Here is an 18,752-nt window from a genome sequence, read left to right as displayed (position 1 = left end):
GCCGGGATACAGTCTATGAATGTCGAGATCGGCCATTTTGCTCTGGTGCTGGCACTGGCTCTGTCGGTGGTGCAATCCATCGTGCCGCTTATCGGCGCGCGGCGCAGGGATATGCAGCTCATGGCCGTTGGCGTGCCGACTGCCGTGGCTGTCTTCGCACTGATCGCCTTTTCGTTCGTGGTGCTGACTTTCGCCTATGTCGTGTCGGATTTTTCCGTCCTCAATGTGGTCGAGAATTCGCATTCGCAAAAGCCGCTTCTCTATAAGATCACCGGCGTCTGGGGTAATCACGAAGGCTCCATGCTGCTCTGGGTGCTGATATTGAGTTTCTTCAGTGCGCTTGTGGCGGGTTTTTCCGCCAATCTTCCTGAAACCCTGCGGGCCAATGTGCTGGCGGTTCAGGGCTGGATCGCGACGGCATTTCTTGCATTCATCATCTTCACGTCAAATCCGTTTACCCGTATCTTTCCCGCTCCACTGGAGGGGGGCGACCTCAATCCTATCCTTCAGGATATAGGTCTCGCGATCCACCCGCCGCTGCTTTATCTCGGCTATGTCGGCTTTTCCGTCTGTTTCTCCTTTGCCATCGCAGCCCTCATCGAAGGCCGCATCGACGCCGCATGGGCGCGCTGGGTGCGCCCATGGACGCTGGTTGCGTGGATGTTCTTGACCGGCGGCATCGCCATGGGTTCTTACTGGGCCTATTACGAACTGGGCTGGGGCGGCTGGTGGTTCTGGGATCCGGTCGAAAACGCCTCCTTCATGCCATGGCTGGTCGGAACGGCATTGCTGCATTCCGCCCTTGTGATGGAAAAACGCTCGGCGCTGAAAATCTGGACGGTGCTGCTGGCGATTCTCACTTTCTCGCTTTCGCTGCTTGGCACGTTCCTCGTGCGCTCGGGCGTCCTGACCTCGGTGCACAGTTTTGCCACCGATCCGGGGCGCGGCCTTTTCATCCTCGCCATTCTTGCTGTCTTCATCGGCGGCTCGTTCTCGCTGTTTGCCTTGCGGGTGCAGAGCCTTGCTTCAGGCGGGCTGTTCCAGCCGATTTCCCGCGAAGGCGCGCTGGTTTTCAACAATCTGTTTCTGACGACCGCTGCCGCAACCGTTCTGGTCGGCACGCTTTATCCATTGCTGCTCGAAGTGCTGACCGGCGACAAGATTTCCGTCGGCGCGCCCTTCTTCAACATGACCTTCGGACCGTTGATGATCCCGCTGCTCTTTGCGGTGCCTTTCGGCCCGCTGCTGGCATGGAAGCGCGGCGATCTTTATGCGGTTTCGCAGCGTTTGATGACGGCATTCGCCCTGGCGCTGCTGGTGACGGGCATCGTCTTGTGGCGCAGCAATGCCCATTCGGTTCTTGCGGCTCTGGGTATCGGCCTTGCCGCATGGGTGATTTTCGGAAGCCTCACCGATCTGGTCCTGAAGGCGGGTATCGGAAAGGTTTCGCCCTCCAAGGCATTTGCGCGTTTCAAGGGCCTGCCGCGTTCGGTCTTCGGTACGGCGCTTGCGCATATAGGGCTTGGAATAACATTGCTTGGCATCGTCAGCGTCACGACTTACGGCACCGAAAATGTGCTGGTCATGCGATTGGGCGAGACCACGCAGGTTGCGGATTATTCGTTGCGCTTTGAGGGGACGCGTCCCGTTACCGGTTCGAATTTCACGGAAGATCGCGGCAGCTTCACGCTGCTTGATTCCTCAGGCCGCAATCTGGGCTTGATCGAACCCTCCAAGCGCTTCTTCCCCGCCCGCCAGATGCCGACAACCGAATCGGGCATAAGGACGCTCTGGTTCAGTCAGGTCTATGTCGCGCTGGGCGATGAAGTCGGCGATGATGCCATCGTGGTGCGTATCTGGTGGAAGCCGCATGTGACGCTGATCTGGTATGGCGCAGTCGTCATGATGCTGGGCGGCCTTTTCTCGCTGGCCGATCGCCGCCTGCGGGTGGGCGCGCCATCGAAAGCGCGCAAACGGGCATCGAAGGAAGCGGGGGCTGCGGCATGAAGCTGCGCGCGGTTCTTGCGTCGCTTGTTCTGGGGCTTGCGCTGGCGTTTTCGGGCACGGCTGCCTTGGCGGTCAACCCGGACGAAGTTCTTTCCGATCCGCAGCTTGAAAGCCGGGCGCGTGAAATCTCTGGCGAACTGCGATGCATGGTCTGCCAGAATGAATCCATCGATGATTCCAACGCCGAACTGGCGCGGGACTTGCGTATTCTCGTGCGCGAGCGCCTGACGGCGGGCGATTCGGACGCGCAGGTCATGGATTATGTCGTAGCCCGCTATGGGGAATTCGTTCTGCTCAGGCCCCGTTTGAATGCGCAGACCGCTTTGCTCTGGGGCTTTCCCGTGCTGATTCTGCTGATTGGCGGCGGCGCGCTGATATTTGCATTGCGTAAGCGCAACACGGTGGCGGAAGTCACAAAACCGCTTTCAGAGAGCGAAAAAGCCGAGCTTACCCGGCTTCTCGACGACAAGTAGTCCCCCGTTCGGGCAGGCATTCTTTCTCAACCTTACAAAAGTTTCATCTTCCGGAAATCAGGCGGTAAGGTAGTCCCGACTATCTTCCGCTCTATAAAGGATTACAGGGTCGGCTTGCCTCATTGGAATCCACGGCCCCGGATTGCTGCTCGTAAGGAGAGACAGATGTTAAAGACCACGTTTTCTAAATATCGCAAAGGCGTTGCAGCCGTAGCGCTGGCGGCAGCGCTCGCGGGGACATTCGTTGCAACGGGTCCGATTGGCGCGCTCAACGATGCCCGCGCCGAAGCGGTGCAGATCACCCCGCCCGTTCAGCAGGCAGGCTTCGCGGATCTGGTTGAAAAGGTTCGTCCGGCGGTCGTCAGCGTCCGCGTGAAGAAGGATGTACAGGAAACCGCAAATAGCGGGCCTCAGTTCTTTGGCACACCCGGATTCGACCAGCTTCCCGACGGTCATCCCCTCAAGCGTTTCTTCCGTGATTTCGGCTTTGATCAGCGCGGCGAGCCACGTCCTGACAGCCGCCGTCCCGGCAATCGTCAGAAGAGCCGCCCCGGTCATGAGCGTCCGGTGGCGCAGGGTTCCGGCTTCCTGATTTCGGAAGATGGCTATGTCGTCACCAATAACCACGTCGTTTCCGATGGCGATGCTTATAGCGTCGTGCTCGATGACGGCACGGAATTCGATGCCAAGCTGATCGGCACCGACGCCCGCACCGACCTTGCGGTTCTCAAGATCGAGGACGCCAAGCGCAAGTTCACCTATGTCACCTTTGGCGATGACAACAAGATTCGCGTCGGCGACTGGGTTGTCGCGGTCGGCAATCCCTTCGGCCTTGGCGGCACCGTGACCTCCGGTATCGTTTCGGCGCGCGGACGCGACATCGGCGCCGGTCCCTATGACGACTTCATCCAGATCGATGCTGCCGTAAACAAGGGCAATTCCGGCGGTCCGGCCTTCAACCTTTCAGGTGAAGTCATCGGCATCAATACTGCGATCTTCTCGCCATCGGGCGGCAGCGTGGGCATCGCCTTCGCGATTCCCTCATCGACCGCCAAGCAGGTCGTCGATCAGCTTATCAAGACGGGTTCGGTCGAACGCGGCTGGATTGGCGTGCAGATACAGCCTGTCACCAAGGATATTGCCGCCTCGCTCGGCCTTGCTGAAGAAAAGGGTGCGATTGTCGCTTCGCCACAGGCCGATGGCCCTGCTGCCAAGGCCGGTATCAACCCCGGCGACGTCATCACCGCCGTCAATGGCGAAACGGTCGACAGCCCGCGTGAGCTGGCGCGCAAGGTCGCCAATATCGCTCCCGGCGAAAAGGCTGACCTGACCGTCTGGCGCAACAACAAGGCTGAAGAGATCAGCGTGACGATTGCCGCCATGCCTCAGGATATGGGCAAGACGGATAATCCATCCGCTGGTGGCGGCGACACGCAGCAGGGTGAAACGCTCGACTCCTACGGCCTGACGGTTGTTCCAGCCGAAGATGGCAATGGCGTCGTCGTGACCAATGTCGATCCCGATAGCGATGCATCCGATCGCGGCATCCGTTCAGGCGATGTGATCGTCAGCGTCAACAATCAGGCGGTCAAAAGCGCTCAGGACATCGACAAGGCCATTGATGAGGCCGCAAAAGCGGGTCGCAAGGCTGTGCTGATGCAGTTGCAGAGCAATGACCAGAGCCGCTTCGTGGCCTTGCCGATCGATCAGGGTTGATCCCGGGCGATGAGTGCAAAGACTATGAATGTCTGAAAACCACATGCCAGGCGGGTCACCGCCTGGCATTGCTTCATTTCATCAGGGCAACCGGTTTATAGTGACGTCATGAAGATTCTCGTTATTGAAGACGACCGCCAGGCGGCCCGCTATCTTGAGAAGGCCTTTGCCGAAGCCGGTCATTCCGCCGACATTGCCGGTGATGGCGAAACCGGCTATGCGCTGGCTGAAAACGGCAATTATGACGTGCTAGTGGTGGACCGCATGCTGCCCAAGCGCGACGGGCTTTCGGTCGTTGCCGGGCTGCGCGCCAAGGGTCTGGATACGCCGGTGCTCATTCTTTCCGCTCTCGGAGAAGTGGATGATCGCGTCACGGGCTTGCGGGCAGGCGGCGATGATTATCTCACCAAGCCCTATGCTTTTTCCGAACTGCTTGCGCGTGTCGAAGTGTTGCAGCGCCGCTCAAGCCCGCGCGAGGCGGATACGATCTATCGTGTCGGCGATCTCGAACTCGACCGGCTCGCGCATACGGCGCGCAGGCAGGGCGTGGACATTGCGCTCCAGCCGCGCGAATTTCGCCTTCTCGAATATCTGATGCGCCATGCGGGGCAGGTCGTCACCCGCACCATGCTTCTGGAAAATGTCTGGGATTATCATTTCGATCCGCAGACCAATGTGATCGACGTGCATATTTCGCGCCTGCGCAGCAAGATCGAAAAAGGCTTTGACGGGCCGTTGCTGCACACGGTCCGCGGGGCGGGCTATATGCTTAAAGATGCTCGCGCCAGACAGTCCGACGCACCCGCAAAGGCGGACGAATGAGCCGTTTTTCCGCCCTGATGCGCACGACGGCCGCGCGGCTTTCAGCGCTTTATCTGCTGCTGTTCGTCGTTGGCGCGGTGGCGCTGGTCTTTTATATGACCAATCTTTCCGCGTCCTTTCTCACCGGGCAGACGCAGGAAGCGCTGGGCGAGGAAATTGCGAGCATCGGCAAGAGCTATGCGCGCGGCGGCATTCCGCAGCTTGTGCGCAGCGTTGATTACCGCTCGCGCCAGCCCGGCGCCTATCTCTATCTGGTTTCCGATCCCGCCGGACGCATCCTTGCCGGAAATGTCGAAAGTGTGCAGCCGGGCGTCCTGGACACGAACGGCGTCGTCGAGCGCGCTTTCACCTATAGCCGCTATGGCGAACAGGGCACGGAAACCGAGCATCGCGCCATTGCCGTGGTGATCGCCTTGCCCAATGGCATGCGCCTTCTTGTTGGCCGCGATCTGGGAGAGCCGGAGCGCTTCCGCGAACTCATCCGCCGTTCGCTCATGCTGGCGCTTGGCATTATGGGGGTCGGTGCCTTCCTCATCTGGTTCTTTGTGGGACGCCGGGCGCTCAAGCGGATCGACGACGTTTCGAATGCTTCGCAGCGCATCATGGAGGGCGACCTGACGCGGCGTCTGCCGGTCAATGGTTCGGGCGATGAATTCGACCGCCTTTCAGCCAATCTCAATGTGATGCTGGGGCGTATCCTTGAATTGAACGAGGGACTGAAACAGGTTTCCGACAATATCGCGCACGATCTCAAGACCCCGCTTACCCGCCTGCGCAACCGTGCCGAAGAAGCGCTGTCGGGCGAAAAGACCGGCGCGGAGCACCGCGAAGTTCTTGAGGACATCATCGCTGAATCCGACCAGCTCATCCGCACATTCAACGCGATCCTGATGATTTCGCGGCTGGAGGCGGGCTATTCTTCGGAAAATCTGGAGGAAATGCCGCTCGCTCCCATTGTGAGCGACGTTGCCGAAATGTATGAACCGGTGGCGGAAGATGCGGGCGTGAGTTTTGTGGTCGGTGCACTCGACGACACGCCTTTGCGCATCAACCGCGAATTGATCGGCCAGACGGTTTCCAATCTGGTTGACAATGCCATCAAATATGCTGGCGCGGAACGGGGCGGCTCTGCGGTAACGCTGGCCATGGAGCGCGATGGCGGCTGGATGCGCATTGTGGTGGCCGATAACGGCCCCGGCATTCCGCAAGACAAGCGCGAGCAGGCAACGGAGCGCTTCGTGCGGCTTGAGGAAAGTCGGACGCAACCGGGTTCGGGATTGGGTTTGAGTCTTGCCAAGGCGGTCATGAAGTTGCACGGTGGCGCGCTTCGTCTTGAGGATAACCGGCCCGGACTGCGTGCGGTTCTGGAGTTTCCACTGCCCCATGACGAGGCGGCCAAATAGGAATTTAAGAGGGGACCATGGCGGCAGAAGAGGCAAAGGCGCTGTTTTTCGACCGGAAACTCTGCCCATTGGTGTCGCTTGATGAAGAACGGGCGCATTCGTTCCTGAATGATCTGAAAGAGAAGGCGCGAGAGGATGACTTGCCCCGCGCTCTGGCTCTTCTTGAGGACAAGGACGCGGCAGGCTTTCTTGCGGCAGTGCTCGACCTTTCATCCTATATTCGCGAAGTGTTGATGCGCCAGCCGCGCATTCTGGACCGTATAGCGGCCCGCCCGCCAGAACAGGCGCTTGCCGATATTCTGGGCGAAATTTCGCAGTGCGGCATGCAGGAAGGCAGCAGCGAAACCACGCTTATGAGTGATTTGCGCCGCCTCAAGCGCGAGGCGCATGTGCTGATCGCATTGGGTGATCTGGCGCGCATATTCGATACCGAAGCCACGACTGGCTGGATTACCGATCTTGCGGAAGCCTGCACCGGCGCGGCTGTCCGCTTTCTGCTGCGCGATGCGGATAGTGCGGGCAAGATCAGCTTGCCTGATCGCGACAACCCCGAAAAAGATTGCGGCTGGATCGTGCTGGGCATGGGCAAATTCGGTGCGCGTGAACTCAACTATTCTTCCGATATTGACCTGATCGTCTTTGTCGATGAAACCCGGCCCGCTATCGGTGATCCCTATGAATGCGTCGAGACATTTTCGCGCCTGACGCGCCGTCTGGTGCGTATTCTTCAGGACCGCACGGCGGATGGCTATGTCTTTCGCGTCGATCTGCGCCTTCGCCCCGATCCCGGTTCGACCCCGCTGGCCATTCCGGTGGGTGCGGCGCTGCATTATTATGAAGGGCGCGGCCAGAACTGGGAACGCGCAGCCATGATCAAGGCGCGGCCTGTGGCCGGTGATCGCAAATCGGGTGATCAGGTGCTGACCGAGCTTGCGCCTTATATCTGGCGCAAATATCTCGATTATGCGGCCATTGCCGATGTGCATTCCATCAAGCGACAGATCCATGCGCATAGAGGCCACGGAGATATTGCCATTCGCGGCCATAATGTGAAGCTTGGGCGTGGTGGCATTCGCGAGATCGAGTTTTTTGTCCAGACGCAGCAATTGATTGCGGGCGGGCGCTTTCCCGAATTGCGCGGCAATCAGACAGTGCCGATGCTGGGCCGATTGGCGGAGCGCGGCTGGATCACTGATGCGGCCCGCGATGCGCTGGCGCGCGAATATAATTTCCTGCGCGACGTCGAACACCGCATCCAGATGATCGCGGACGAGCAGACCCATATTCTGCCCGAAGACGACGAAGGTTTTGCGCGGGTTTCCCATATGATGGGCTATGCCGATACGGCGGAATTTTCCGACCGGTTCCTTGCTGCGCTCCAGACGGTTGAAAAACACTATGCCGCCTTGTTCGAGCAGGCGCCGGAACTGGGGTCTTCCGGCGGCAATCTCGTCTTTACCGGAGACGTGGACGATCCCGGCACGCTGGAAACGCTCAGCGCCATGGGCTATGAGCGCCCGAGCGATATTTGCCGCGTTATCCGCACCTGGCATTTTGGCCGTTATCGCGCCACGCAATCGGCAGAAGCGCGCGAACGGCTGACCGAACTGACACCGGCCTTGCTCAAAGCCTTTGCCGAAACCCGGCGCGCCGACGAATCCTTGTTGCGTTTCGACAGCTTCCTGCAAGGTCTTCCGGCAGGCATCCAGCTTTTCAGCCTGCTGCAATCCAATCCGCGCCTGCTTGATCTGATCGTGATGATCATGAGTGCAGCCCCCAAGCTCGCCGAAATCATCACCCGCAACCCGCATGTCTTTGACGGGCTGCTCGATCCGGTGATTTTTTCGGAAGTGCCGAACCGCGCCTATCTTGAAGAACGGCTGCGGGTGTTTTTAGGTGCTGCGACCGATTACGAGGAAGTCCTCGACCGCCTGCGCATTTTTGCGGCTGAACACCGCTTCCTGATCGGTATCCGCCTTCTCACCGGAACCATTGATGGCGTACGCGCAGGCCGTGCTTTTTCCGATCTGGCCGAACTGATGGTGGGCAAGGCTTTCGAGGCGGTGGAAGCTGAATTGCAGCGCCGTCATGGCCGGGTGAAAGGCGCAAAAGCAGCACTTCTTGCCATGGGCAAGCTGGGCAGCAGAGAACTGACGGCGGGTTCCGATGTCGATCTGATCCTGCTTTATGACCATGATAAGGATGCCGAAGAATCCGATGGCGACAAGCCGCTTGCTCCGTCGCAATATTATATTCGCCTGACGCAGCGGCTGATTGCAGCGCTTTCCGCGCCGACCGCCGAAGGGGTGCTTTATGAAGTTGATATGCGGCTCAGGCCCTCCGGCAATAAAGGTCCGGTGGCGACCCATATCGAATCCTTTGGCAAATATCAGCGCAATGAAGCCTGGACCTGGGAACATATGGCGCTGACGCGCGCGCGCCCGATCCATGGCGATGCGGCATTTATCCACTTCATCAAGGGCGAGATTGAAGACGTGCTGGCCGCCCCGCGCGATGCGGCAAAAATCGCCCATGACGTGCGCGAAATGCGTGCGCTGATTGCAAGCGAAAAGCCGCCGCTCGATGATTGGGATTTCAAGCTCAAGGCGGGCGGGATTATCGACCTTGAATTCATTGCGCAGTTCGCGGTGCTTGCGGGCAAGGAAGCAAAGACCCCGCGCCCGGTTGCAACGCTGGAGGTTCTGGCCGGACTTGCACCGTCCTTTGCCGATCCGGCGCAAATCGATAGCCTTGTCGCAGCGCATCGTTTTTATACCAATCTCAGCCAGACGATCCGGCTTTGCCTTGGGCGTGATGCGAAACGCGAGGAATTCATCCCCGGCATGATTGATCTTCTGTGCCGTGCCGCTGAATTGCCCGATATTCAGCGCGTCGAGCATTATCTGGCGGAACTGGCGCTCGAGGTCCGTGCGAGCTTTGAAAGGCTGATACAATAATCAGGCGGCGTGGGTTTCGGCCTCATGAGCGGAGCCGCTTTTATCGCGGCGGTCGGGAATGCAGACCGAAACCACCGTGCCCACGCCTTCCGTGGAGCGGATGCGCAGCCAGCCGCCATGCAGTTCAGCCAATGAGCGCGAAATCGCAAGTCCGAGGCCCGAACCCGTATGGGTCTTGGTGAACTGATTTTCCACCTGCTCGAAGGGCTGGCCGATCTTCTTGATCGCTGATTTGGGAATGCCGCAGCCCGTATCCTGAATGGTCATGAAAAGTGCCGTATCGGTCTTGCGCGCGCGCACTGTGATCTGCCCGCCATAAGATGTGAACTTGACCGCATTGGACAAAAGATTGATCAGCACCTGTTTGATCGCGCGGCGGTCGGCGTAAAGCTGCATTGCTTCTTCGATGCGCGTATCCACCGTGATTTCCTTTTCATCCGCCTGAAGCGAAATCATGCGCACGGTTTCGTTGATGAGCGGGCACAGATCGATTTTTTCGCGGTCGAGCGAGAAATGCCCCGTCTCGATCTTCGACATGTCGAGAATATCGTTGATGACGTTGAGCAGGAAATTGCCGCTGGTGTGAATATCGTTGATATATTCCTCATAGCGGTCCGAACCCAGCGGCCCGAATGTGCCTGCCTGTATCATTTCCGAGAAGCCGATGATCGCATTGAGCGGCGTGCGCAATTCGTGCGACATATTGGCGAGGAATTCCGATTTGGCGCGGTTTGCCGCTTCCGCGCGCTCCTTTTCCTCACCATATTTGCGCGCGAGGTCCGAAAGCTCGCGCACGCGGTCGCGTTCGCCCTTGCGCGCAATGGACAGGTCATGGATCGTCGCCATCAGGCGGCGCTCGCTCTCGACCAGCCGCTCCTGATGCTGCTTGATCTGCGTGATGTCGGTGCCGATGGAAACCATCCCGCCATCCTGCGTGCGCCGCTCATTGACCTGTAGCCAGCGCCCGTCGCTCAATTGCCGCTCGAACGTCTGGCCACCTGCGCGATTATGCTCGTTCGCCATGCGGCGCTCGAAGCTGAAGGGACGCGTATGGGCATCGACCTCGTTGCGCGGCACGCCCGGCTTTAACGACCAGACCGGCAGGCCCGCATATTCGCTGAACTTGGAATTGGCCATCACCAGACGGTTCTTGGCATCCCAAAGCACGAAGGCTTCCGAAATATTTTCGATGGCTTCGCGAATGCGCATATCGGCTTCCGCCGTCTGCTGCGCGAAACGGTGCTGCTCGCTGACGTCGAAGGCGATGCCGACCAGATGCAGGTCGCTTTCAGCGGTGATTTCCGCACGCACTCGCATCCACACCCACGAACCATCGGCGTGGCGCATGCGCCATACGCGGTCCACATGGGAAATATTGCCCGCCGCTGCCTGTTCCGCGACGGAATAAAGATCGCCGTCTTCGGGGTTGATGATCGCTGAAACGTCGCCGAAGGGCAGCACCGCATCCTGCGCTTCATAGCCGAGCATTTCATACATCGAGCGCGACCAGTAGATGCGTCCGCGCGCCATGTCCCAGTCCCACAATCCGCCGCGTCCGCGCGCCAGCGCCATATCGATGCGCCGCTGGATCTGGCTGGAAAGATCATCCGCCTCGCGCGCCCGCGCCGCCTGGCTGAAATAGGCATATAGAATGGCAAACATCACCCCGGTCGTTCCCGCAAACAGGGTGATATTGAGCGACACCGCACGCTTCCATTCCGCAAAGATCGTCTGTTCCGGCTCCACTGCTACGACCGAAAGGGGCGACGAAATGGTTTTCGACAGCGCACCAAAAGCTGCTTCGCCCTGCATGGTGATTGTGAGCACACCGGCGCGTTCTGCAAAAAGGAACAAAGGCTGCGCCTCACCGAACACCGTGTCCGCCTGTTTGCCGATCATATCGGCCTGCGGCCCGGAAGCGGCAATGATGGTCGAGGCATCGTCAATCAGCGCAATGGTCATGTCGGGGGAGGAAAGCCCGCGTGAGCGAAATTCCGCCATGATGTCGTCAAGGGAGGCAGGCGTCATCTGCGCTGCGCCGTCCACGCCATTGGAGGCGCGCTCGATCGTCTGCGCGAGATTGGCGGTTGCAGCCGACAGGGCCGCTCTATGCTGCAACTCGATGTCTTCACGCCACGAGAGCATGGAAAAGACGCGCGCAACGCCCAGTATGACGAGGAAAATAATAATCAGCGCCGGAACCAGACGCCGCAGGACAGGTTCTACCGAAATGAATTTGCCATAAGCGGGACCGGCAAGAAGACTGACATGCCCCGGGAGCCTGCCTTTCCTTCTTTTCCGCCGGGAAATGCATTGCTTTCCCGCCGTCGCGTCATACGCGTCGGTGCTCGCCATCGAAGGCCCCTCTTGATTTTCTTAAATCAACTCCAGCAATGCGCCGGAGTTTAGCTGCCCCGAACGGCCCAAAACAGGTTTGCAAAAACCGGATTTGGAACTCAAGGCGTCCGAACCGTCCGTTTCGAACAAGCCCACTGAATCAAAAGTGATTCGCTCTGTCCAGAGAATTTGTTAACGGGTGGTGAAATTATTCATTTGCATGGGCTGATTCCTCCATGAATCTCAACATGTTATCTGGAATCACTTTGTAAGGCGGCGCATCTAAGGCGCTGATAAGACTCAAGAAAGCCGCAACCGCTCTCCCCGGCAGGTCATGCGCGGTGCAAGGAGGGCTGTTCGCCCTCTTTTCGCTCTGGCTGCCAGCGATAGGGCGCTGTGCATGGCGATGCACAGCGAATGACCGAATCAGGCAAGCGTGCGTTCCACGATGTCGCGCAAATCACTCGACAATGAGGAGGTGGATGCAATGCGCGCAAGGGCGCTGCGAACATGCTCGCGCCGGACGTCTTCCAGCGAGCGCCATGAGCGCAGCGATGTGAGAAGGCGGGCCGAAAGCTGCGGATTTTCCGGATCGATGCTCAGCAGCATATCGGCAAAAAATTCGTAAGCGGCGCCATCCTTGCGGTTGAAGCCGGTCGGGTTGGACGCACAGAAAGCGCCGATCAAACCACGCACACGGTTGGGATTGTCCAGCGAGAACAGCGGATGCTCCATCAATGCGCGTACATTGTCGAGGGCATTTTCACCGGGGCGGGTTGCCTGCACGACGAACCATTTATCCATGATAAGCGCATCATGGCCAAAGCGCTGCTCGAAGGAGGCAAGCGCCTCATGCGCTGGTTGCGTATCGCCAAAGCGATGCACCAGAACGGCCAGTGCCGCGGCGCGGTCGGTCATATTGTCGGCCTGCCCGAATTGCCTTGCCGCCCGCGCCGGATCATTTTCATACAGGCTGAGATAATCGAGCAGAACATTGCGCAAGGCGCGCTTGCCGGCGGGGGCGGCAGCGGGTGAGAATGCTTCTTCCTGCCGCAAATCATCATAAACTGCGGCAAACCTATCCGCATGACTGGAAGCAATGACGCCGATCAGATGCTGGCGGCTTGCCAATATAGCATCGGGATCGACATTCCGGCCCATTTCCCGCGCGATGTCGCTTTCGCTTGGCAATGTCAGGCAGAGCGCCCGAAAGGCTGGCTCGATTGCGTCGTCAAAGGCGACACGGCCCACCAGTTCGGTGACGATATTGTCGACTTGCGGGCTATAGCCGTCGCGTGTCCGTTTGGCGCCATCGAGCAGCGCCTGCATGAAAATATCGTTCATGGCCTGCCAGCGTGCCACCGGGTCGCTGTCATTGAGGGCGAGAAAGCGCCGCTCGTGTTCTGAAAGTGCCGCAACCAGATTGATGGGCGCGGAAAAACCGCGCAGAAGCGACGGAACAGGGCGCTCATGAATGCCATGGAAGGTAATGGTTTCTTCTGCATGACGCAGATGAATGACGCCATCGCGCACCATGCCGCCCTCGATGGATGAGGGCTGCAAATCCTGCCCGTCCGGCCCGATAAGCCCAAACGCAACAGGAATATGCATCGGCTTTTTCGTGGCCTGTCCGGGCGTCGGCGGGATGGCCTGCGAAAGCGCGACGGTAAAGCTTGCCTCTTCGGCATCATAACTGAAACTGGCGCGAACCGTGGGTGTGCCCGCCTGATCATACCAGAGCGCGAATTGTGAAAAATCCTGCCCCGACACATCGGCAAAGACCTTGATGAAGTCTTCGATGGTCGCAGCCTCGCCGTCATGGCGCTCGAAATAAAGGTCCATGCCCTTGCGGAAAAGCTCAGGCCCGATGATGGTGCGGATCATGCGCACCACTTCCGAGCCCTTTTCATAAACCGTCGCCGTATAGAAATTATTGATTTCGCTATATTGGCGCGGGCGCACCGGATGGGCAAGCGGGCCGCCATCTTCCGGAAATTGCTGCGATTTGAGAAGCTTCACTTCCGCAATGCGCTTGACCGGGCGCGAGCGCTGGTCAGCCGAAAACTCGTGATCGCGATAGACCGTCAGCCCTTCTTTCAGGCAAAGCTGAAACCAGTCGCGACAGGTGATGCGATTGCCGGTCCAGTTATGGAAATATTCATGCGCGATAACCGCTTCGATACCGGCATAATCGGCATCGGTCGCCGTCTGCGGATCGGCCAGCACATATTTGTCGTTGAAGACATTGAGGCCCTTGTTTTCCATGGCCCCCATGTTGAAGTCCGAGACTGCGACGATATTGAAAATATCGAGATCATATTCGCGTCCGAATTTTTCTTCGTCCCAGCGCATGGAGCGCTTGAGGGCATCCATTGCATAGAGCGCGCGCTCTTCCTTGCCATGCTCGACATAAATGGCCAGATCGACTGCGCGTCCCGACTGCGTGGTGAAGTGATCCTTCACGACGCCGAGCGAGCCGGCAACGAGCGCGAAGAGATAGGACGGCTTGGGATGCGGGTCATGCCAGATTGCGAAATGTCGTCCGGCCACAGCCTCGACCGCACCGCTCTCAACCGGATTGCCGTTCGAAAGCAGGATCGGCGCGGCGTCGCGGTCGGCCTCGATGCGCACCGTATAGACCGAAAGCACATCCGGCCGGTCATAATAATAGGTGATGCGGCGAAAGCCTTCGGCTTCGCACTGGGTGCAATAGACGCCGCTCGACCGGTAAAGGCCGGATAATTGGCGGTTGGTCGTCGGATTGATCTGCGTCACGATCTCCAGCGTGAAGCACCCGCTTTCCGGCAGGTCATTGATTTCAAGCCGCTCCGGCGTCGCGATAAAACTGTTGCCGCCAAGCTCCCTGCCATCGAGGCTGACACTGACAAGCTGCAATGCATCGCCATCGAGTATGAGCGGCGTGCCGGGCGGCGTTTGCGGGCGGCGTTCGATGGAAAGCGTGGCGCGCACCACCGTCTTTGTCGGCTCAAGCAGGAAATCGAGTTTTGTGACAGGAATAGCATAGGGTGTGGGGCGATAATCTTCGAGACGGAACACCGGGCCGGTTTCAGTGCGCATGTGGAAATTCTTTTCTATCATTCATTCAGTCGACGAAGCCTATCCGGCTTTTCCCCGTTCGACAAGAAAGGCCCTGTTGCGGGCCGGTCGCATATTTTGTTTTTTAATCCGTGCAGTGCTGGCGCTTTGACCGGAACCCGATTATGCATAGTTGGGTCGTCATCACGACTTGGGGTCAGCCCTGTTCAAGGAATTGCGTTGTGAAGTCTCTGCCGGACGCGTCACCACCGAATGCCTCACCGAGCAAGCCGGTAGAGGTCAATCTTCTTGACAATAAGCCGCTGTTGGGAATCGGACTCAAGATTGCATCGGTTACGATTTTCGTTGGCATGTCGACGCTGATCAAGGCGGCGGAAGGCATTCCGCTTGGGCAATTGATCTTCTTTCGCTCTTTCTTCGCAATGCTTGCGATATTGCTCTATGCCGGTTGCCGGGGGCAATTGCCCGGCGTTCTCTATACCCGGCATGGTTTCGGCCATTTCTGGCGCGGCACCATCGGCGTCGCGGCCATGTCGCTGAGCTTTCTTGCGCTGACCATATTGCCCTTGCCGGAAGCTATCGCCATCAATTATGCGTCGCCGCTTATTGCCGTCATCCTGAGCTGGCTCATCCTGCATGAAGTCGTGCGGCTTTATCGCTGGAGTGCGGTCTTCATCGGCCTCATCGGTGTGCTCATCATCATCTGGCCGCGCATGACATTATTCACTGCGGGCCATGTAGGGCAGAATGAAGCCATCGGCGCCATGGCGGCGCTGGCGGGAGCTGCCATGGCGGCGGTGGCGATGCTGCTGGTGCGCCGGCTGGTGCAGACCGAACGCACGACGACGATCGTCATCTATTTTTCACTGGCTTCCAGCGTCATTGCGCTCGTCAGCCTGCCATTTGGCTGGGCTACGCCGACATGGCCGCAATTGGCCATGCTGATTGGCGCGGGCGTGTTCGGCGGAGTGGCGCAGATATTGCTGACGCAAAGCTATCGTCACGCTCCGATGTCCACCATTGCGCCGTTTGAATATACGTCAATGCTCCTGGGGTTGGCGATCGGCTATGTGATTTTCGGCGATATTCCGACCTATGAAATGCTTCTGGGCAGCCTCATTGTCATGGGGGCGGGCGGCTATATCATCTATCGCGAGCACCAGCTGGCCATCGAACCGCACAAGGTGAATGCACCCCAGCAGCAATAAAGCATTTTCAGCAAAAGTGTGAAGCGGTTTTGCGCCCGGAAAATGCGTCCACCAAAAGCATTTTCAGGATTGACCGGGAGTGCCTTCCGAACGCGGATCGAGCTGCATGGTTTCAGGCGTGGACAGCCCATCGGGCGTGTGGAACTTGTATTCCGTCTTCTGGTCGCTATGGGCCGGGCGGTGATGATGGCGGATGCGCCAGAAAGCGTGCAGCCCGTAAAGACCATAGGAGAGCGCCATGACGACGAAGAAGCCGCGCGCGCCGATCATGTCCATCAGCGGACCGGACAAGGCAGGGCCGATTACGCTTCCCGCGCCGTATATGATCAGCAGGCCGCTTGAAATTTTCACGAACTCGCTGTTATCGGCATAGTCGTTGGCATGAGCCACATTGAGACTGTAGATCGAGTAGAGCACCGATCCAAAAAGGAACATCATCCCATAAAGCGCATAGGGCGAAGAGGGATGAAACACGATCATCACCATGGATAGCGCGAACCCGATGATGCCCGCGACGATCATCACATAGCGCCGGTCCATGAAATCCGAGGCGCGGCCCAGCGGATACTGAAAAATCGCTCCGCCAACCATGGCGCTGGCCAGCATGGTTGCGATGCCGAATGCGGGCAGGCCGTTGCCCTCACCATAGATCGCCGCAAGCGAGTTCCATGTGCCTGCGATAATACCGGCAAGCAGCGAGCCAATGGCTGCGACCGGCGAGCGCCGGTACAGGCCCTTGAGGTCAAGCGAAACCTGTGTGAGCGGATTGGGCGACTGGGCGCTGGAAAGGGCGGTGGGCAGCAGCGCGCTTCCATAGATGATGGCGCAGATGATGAAGAGCGTCTGCGTGCCCGCATCGCCGAAGGGCAGGATATATTGCCCGCACAAAAGCCCCATCATGGTGACGATCATATAGATGGAAAATATCTTGCCGCGCGATTCATTGGTGACGCGCTCGTTCAGCCAGCTTTCGATGATCATGTAGGAACCGGCAAGGGAGAAACCGGCAATGCCGCGGAAAATCATCCATGTGGACGGGTCGACGATCAGCGAATGCAGCAGCAAGGCGATGGACAGGAGCGTCAGCAATGCCGAGAACACGCGCACATGGCCGACACGCCGCACCAGATGCGGGATCACGATGCAGCCGATGGTGAAGGCGAGCGCATAGCTCATGCCCATGCCGCCGATCGTCGTGGTGGACCAGCCTTCCAGACCGGCACGCAGGGGCAGAAGAATACCGGCGAGGCCACCGGCAAGCAGCATCAGGAATGTACTTGCAAGCAGAGCCGCGATGGGCAGAAGCTGTCCAGCCATGAAAAACTCCACGAAAGTACAAATAGTCTGGTGTGGCGAATCCGAAACTCTTTGCGCCCTGACGCATCCGGTAAATGGCGAATTAAATCATGTTTGCGGCATGTTAGTGACGTTCAGTCCGCTGATGCCCTCATGTTGAAGGGGCGTCAATCGGATAATGCGGCAAGTTTCATTTTCACGGCGAGAAAATCACGCCATGCAAAGCGTTTCTGGGCAGGAGAGCGCAGCAGATAGGCCGGATGCAATGTCGGCATGACCGGAATTTCCATGCCCGACGGCGTGCGATGGATTTTCCAGTTGCCCCGCAGCCGCAAGATTCCTTCGGAAGCGCCCGTCAGCGCTTTACCGGCGGGACCGCCAAGCGCCACCAGCACTTTGGGAGCGGCAAGCTCGATCTGCCGTTCGATGAACGGGCGGCATAGCTCCGTTTCCAGCGGGGTCGGCGTGCGGTTGCCGGGCGGACGCCAGGGAATCGTATTGGCGATATAGACGTCTTCGCGTTTCAGCCCGATCGACTCGATCATCCGGTTGAGCAATTGTCCGGATTTGCCGACAAAGGGCAGGCCCTCCATGTCCTCATCGCGGCCCGGTGCTTCGCCAACGAACATAATATCCGACGCAGGGTCGCCATCGGCAAAACAGAGATTCTTGGCGGTGAATTTCAGGCTGCAACCATCAAAGGCTGCGAGTTTTTCGCGAAGCTCTTCAAGCGTGCCAGCCTGTGAGGCCGCTTCGCGCGCCAAAGCGATCTGGCCGGTATCGGGCAGATCGGCTGCCGCCTGCACCGGCTGGCTTGTTGCGGAAGGGGCCGAAACAGGAGCAGGGCGAGCCGCGCGCGATGGGCGCATTGCCTGGGGCTGGCCCGTTTCCTCGGCGCTTTTGGAGGCGGGGGCGGAACGTTGCGGCGCGGCCAGATGGTCGCTCGGCGTCTCGGAAAGCGGCGTGTCGACACCTGCTTCCGCGTAAAAGCGCAGCAGCTCTTCCATATCCAGCAATTGGCGCGTGTCCTGCATCCGGCTACCTCTCCAGATGAGGTGGCGAATTTTGCCAGCAAATGCAAGGGGCGGCATGCGGTTTCATGCTGGTGGCGGCTCCGGGCGCAACGGGTTTGCGCAAATTTTGGACAATTGGACGCATAGGCGATAGTGATCAACTCTGCCAGAGGATAAACGAATATGGGGAAAATGTCCCTTTCGGATGCGCCTTTGCCGCCATTCGAGATAGGATCATGAGTAAAAACAATTGGATGCATCATTCACTCTGGTATAGCCAGGAATGATGTCATACCTGGACGGAGGCTTGGATGTCTGAAGCGAATGCGCTTCCCGAACGCGAAAGCATGGAATTCGATGTTGTCATCGTAGGCGCAGGCCCTGCCGGGCTTGCTGCGGCGATCAGGTTCAAACAGATCGATCCGGAGCTTTCCGTCGTCGTGCTTGAAAAGGGCGGCGAAGT

The 18,752-nt window shown here is 58.6% G+C and carries 12 protein-coding genes; 8 read left to right on the top strand and 4 right to left on the bottom strand.

Annotated features, from left to right (window positions below; all coding sequences use genetic code 11):
- Positions 1 to 15: 15 nt before the first annotated feature.
- From DKP76_RS00065 to DKP76_RS00040, 6 genes are all read left to right on the top strand, one after another.
- Positions 16 to 2,007, top strand: coding sequence for a heme lyase CcmF/NrfE family subunit (locus DKP76_RS00065; RefSeq protein ID WP_109704410.1), 1,992 nt, complete (start codon positions 16 to 18; stop codon positions 2,005 to 2,007).
- Entirely contained in the window at positions 2,004 to 2,480 is a 477-nt protein-coding gene (locus DKP76_RS00060) for a cytochrome c-type biogenesis protein (protein WP_109704409.1), read from the top strand. The genes DKP76_RS00065 and DKP76_RS00060 overlap by 4 nt, the downstream gene beginning before the upstream one ends.
- Positions 2,481 to 2,645: 165 nt before the next feature.
- Positions 2,646 to 4,196: a DegQ family serine endoprotease gene (locus DKP76_RS00055; protein ID WP_109704408.1), complete on the top strand. Its 1,551-nt coding sequence runs from the start codon at positions 2,646 to 2,648 to the stop codon at positions 4,194 to 4,196.
- A 108-nt stretch (positions 4,197 to 4,304) separates the two neighbouring features.
- Positions 4,305 to 5,018 carry a response regulator transcription factor gene (locus DKP76_RS00050; protein WP_109704407.1) on the top strand — a complete coding sequence of 238 codons (714 nt, stop codon included), beginning with the start codon at positions 4,305 to 4,307 and terminating at the stop codon, positions 5,016 to 5,018.
- Positions 5,015 to 6,421, top strand: a complete 1,407-nt coding sequence (locus tag DKP76_RS00045; RefSeq protein ID WP_109704406.1) for a sensor histidine kinase — start codon at positions 5,015 to 5,017, stop codon at positions 6,419 to 6,421. The genes DKP76_RS00050 and DKP76_RS00045 overlap by 4 nt, the downstream gene beginning before the upstream one ends.
- Before the next feature lie 17 nt (positions 6,422 to 6,438).
- A complete protein-coding gene (locus DKP76_RS00040) occupies positions 6,439 to 9,378 on the top strand; it encodes a bifunctional [glutamine synthetase] adenylyltransferase/[glutamine synthetase]-adenylyl-L-tyrosine phosphorylase (protein WP_109704405.1) in 2,940 nt (979 codons plus the stop codon).
- Here DKP76_RS00040 and DKP76_RS00035 read toward each other — a convergent pair whose 3' ends face one another.
- Positions 9,379 to 11,733 (bottom strand): PAS domain-containing sensor histidine kinase, encoded by a 2,355-nt coding sequence (locus DKP76_RS00035; RefSeq protein ID WP_109704404.1) that lies wholly within the window; start codon positions 11,731 to 11,733, stop codon positions 9,379 to 9,381. It lies immediately after the preceding gene.
- Between the two features lie 408 nt (positions 11,734 to 12,141).
- Positions 12,142 to 14,793, bottom strand: a complete 2,652-nt coding sequence (gene pepN / locus DKP76_RS00030; protein ID WP_109705091.1) for an aminopeptidase N — start codon at positions 14,791 to 14,793, stop codon at positions 12,142 to 12,144.
- Between the two features lie 200 nt (positions 14,794 to 14,993).
- Here pepN and DKP76_RS00025 point away from each other — a divergent pair, with 200 nt between their 5' ends.
- The gene (locus DKP76_RS00025; RefSeq protein WP_425349351.1) at positions 14,994 to 15,980 is read left to right on the top strand and encodes a DMT family transporter; all 987 of its coding nucleotides are present in this window, start codon (positions 14,994 to 14,996) and stop codon (positions 15,978 to 15,980) included.
- 63 nt (positions 15,981 to 16,043) lie between these two features.
- On the opposite strand, the gene DKP76_RS00020 is transcribed toward DKP76_RS00025, so the two are convergent.
- Positions 16,044 to 17,297, bottom strand: coding sequence for an MFS transporter (locus tag DKP76_RS00020; protein WP_109704402.1), 1,254 nt, complete (start codon positions 17,295 to 17,297; stop codon positions 16,044 to 16,046).
- 146 nt (positions 17,298 to 17,443) lie between these two features.
- On the bottom strand, positions 17,444 to 18,310 hold the full coding sequence (locus DKP76_RS00015; protein WP_109704401.1) for a uracil-DNA glycosylase: 867 nt from the start codon (positions 18,308 to 18,310) through the stop codon (positions 17,444 to 17,446).
- Between the two features lie 290 nt (positions 18,311 to 18,600).
- On the opposite strand from DKP76_RS00015, the gene DKP76_RS00005 reads away from it, so the two are divergent.
- On the top strand, positions 18,601 to 18,752 hold a 152-nt coding region (locus DKP76_RS00005; RefSeq protein WP_146198891.1), incomplete at its 3' end, for an FAD-binding protein.

The sequence above is a fragment of the Falsochrobactrum shanghaiense genome, from assembly GCF_003149535.1.
Classification (GTDB): Bacteria; Pseudomonadota; Alphaproteobacteria; order Rhizobiales; family Rhizobiaceae; genus Brucella; species Brucella shanghaiense.
The sequence above is the reverse complement of the archived record's forward strand: the minus strand, read 5'-3'. Positions and strand labels throughout refer to the sequence as shown.

What these genes read in the sequence shown, in the direction of transcription:
- DKP76_RS00065 (WP_109704410.1), top strand. Translation starts at nt 16, where the DNA reads ATGAATGTCGAGATCGGCCATTTTGCTCTGGTGCTGGCACTGGCTCTG.
- DKP76_RS00060 (WP_109704409.1), top strand. Translation starts at nt 2,004, where the DNA reads ATGAAGCTGCGCGCGGTTCTTGCGTCGCTTGTTCTGGGGCTTGCGCTG.
- DKP76_RS00055 (WP_109704408.1), top strand. Translation starts at nt 2,646, where the DNA reads ATGTTAAAGACCACGTTTTCTAAATATCGCAAAGGCGTTGCAGCCGTA.
- DKP76_RS00050 (WP_109704407.1), top strand. Translation starts at nt 4,305, where the DNA reads ATGAAGATTCTCGTTATTGAAGACGACCGCCAGGCGGCCCGCTATCTT.
- DKP76_RS00045 (WP_109704406.1), top strand. Translation starts at nt 5,015, where the DNA reads ATGAGCCGTTTTTCCGCCCTGATGCGCACGACGGCCGCGCGGCTTTCA.
- DKP76_RS00040 (WP_109704405.1), top strand. Translation starts at nt 6,439, where the DNA reads ATGGCGGCAGAAGAGGCAAAGGCGCTGTTTTTCGACCGGAAACTCTGC.
- DKP76_RS00035 (WP_109704404.1), bottom strand. Translation starts at nt 11,733, where the DNA reads ATGGCGAGCACCGACGCGTATGACGCGACGGCGGGAAAGCAATGCATT.
- pepN (WP_109705091.1), bottom strand. Translation starts at nt 14,793, where the DNA reads ATGCGCACTGAAACCGGCCCGGTGTTCCGTCTCGAAGATTATCGCCCC.
- DKP76_RS00020 (WP_109704402.1), bottom strand. Translation starts at nt 17,297, where the DNA reads ATGGCTGGACAGCTTCTGCCCATCGCGGCTCTGCTTGCAAGTACATTC.
- DKP76_RS00015 (WP_109704401.1), bottom strand. Translation starts at nt 18,310, where the DNA reads ATGCAGGACACGCGCCAATTGCTGGATATGGAAGAGCTGCTGCGCTTT.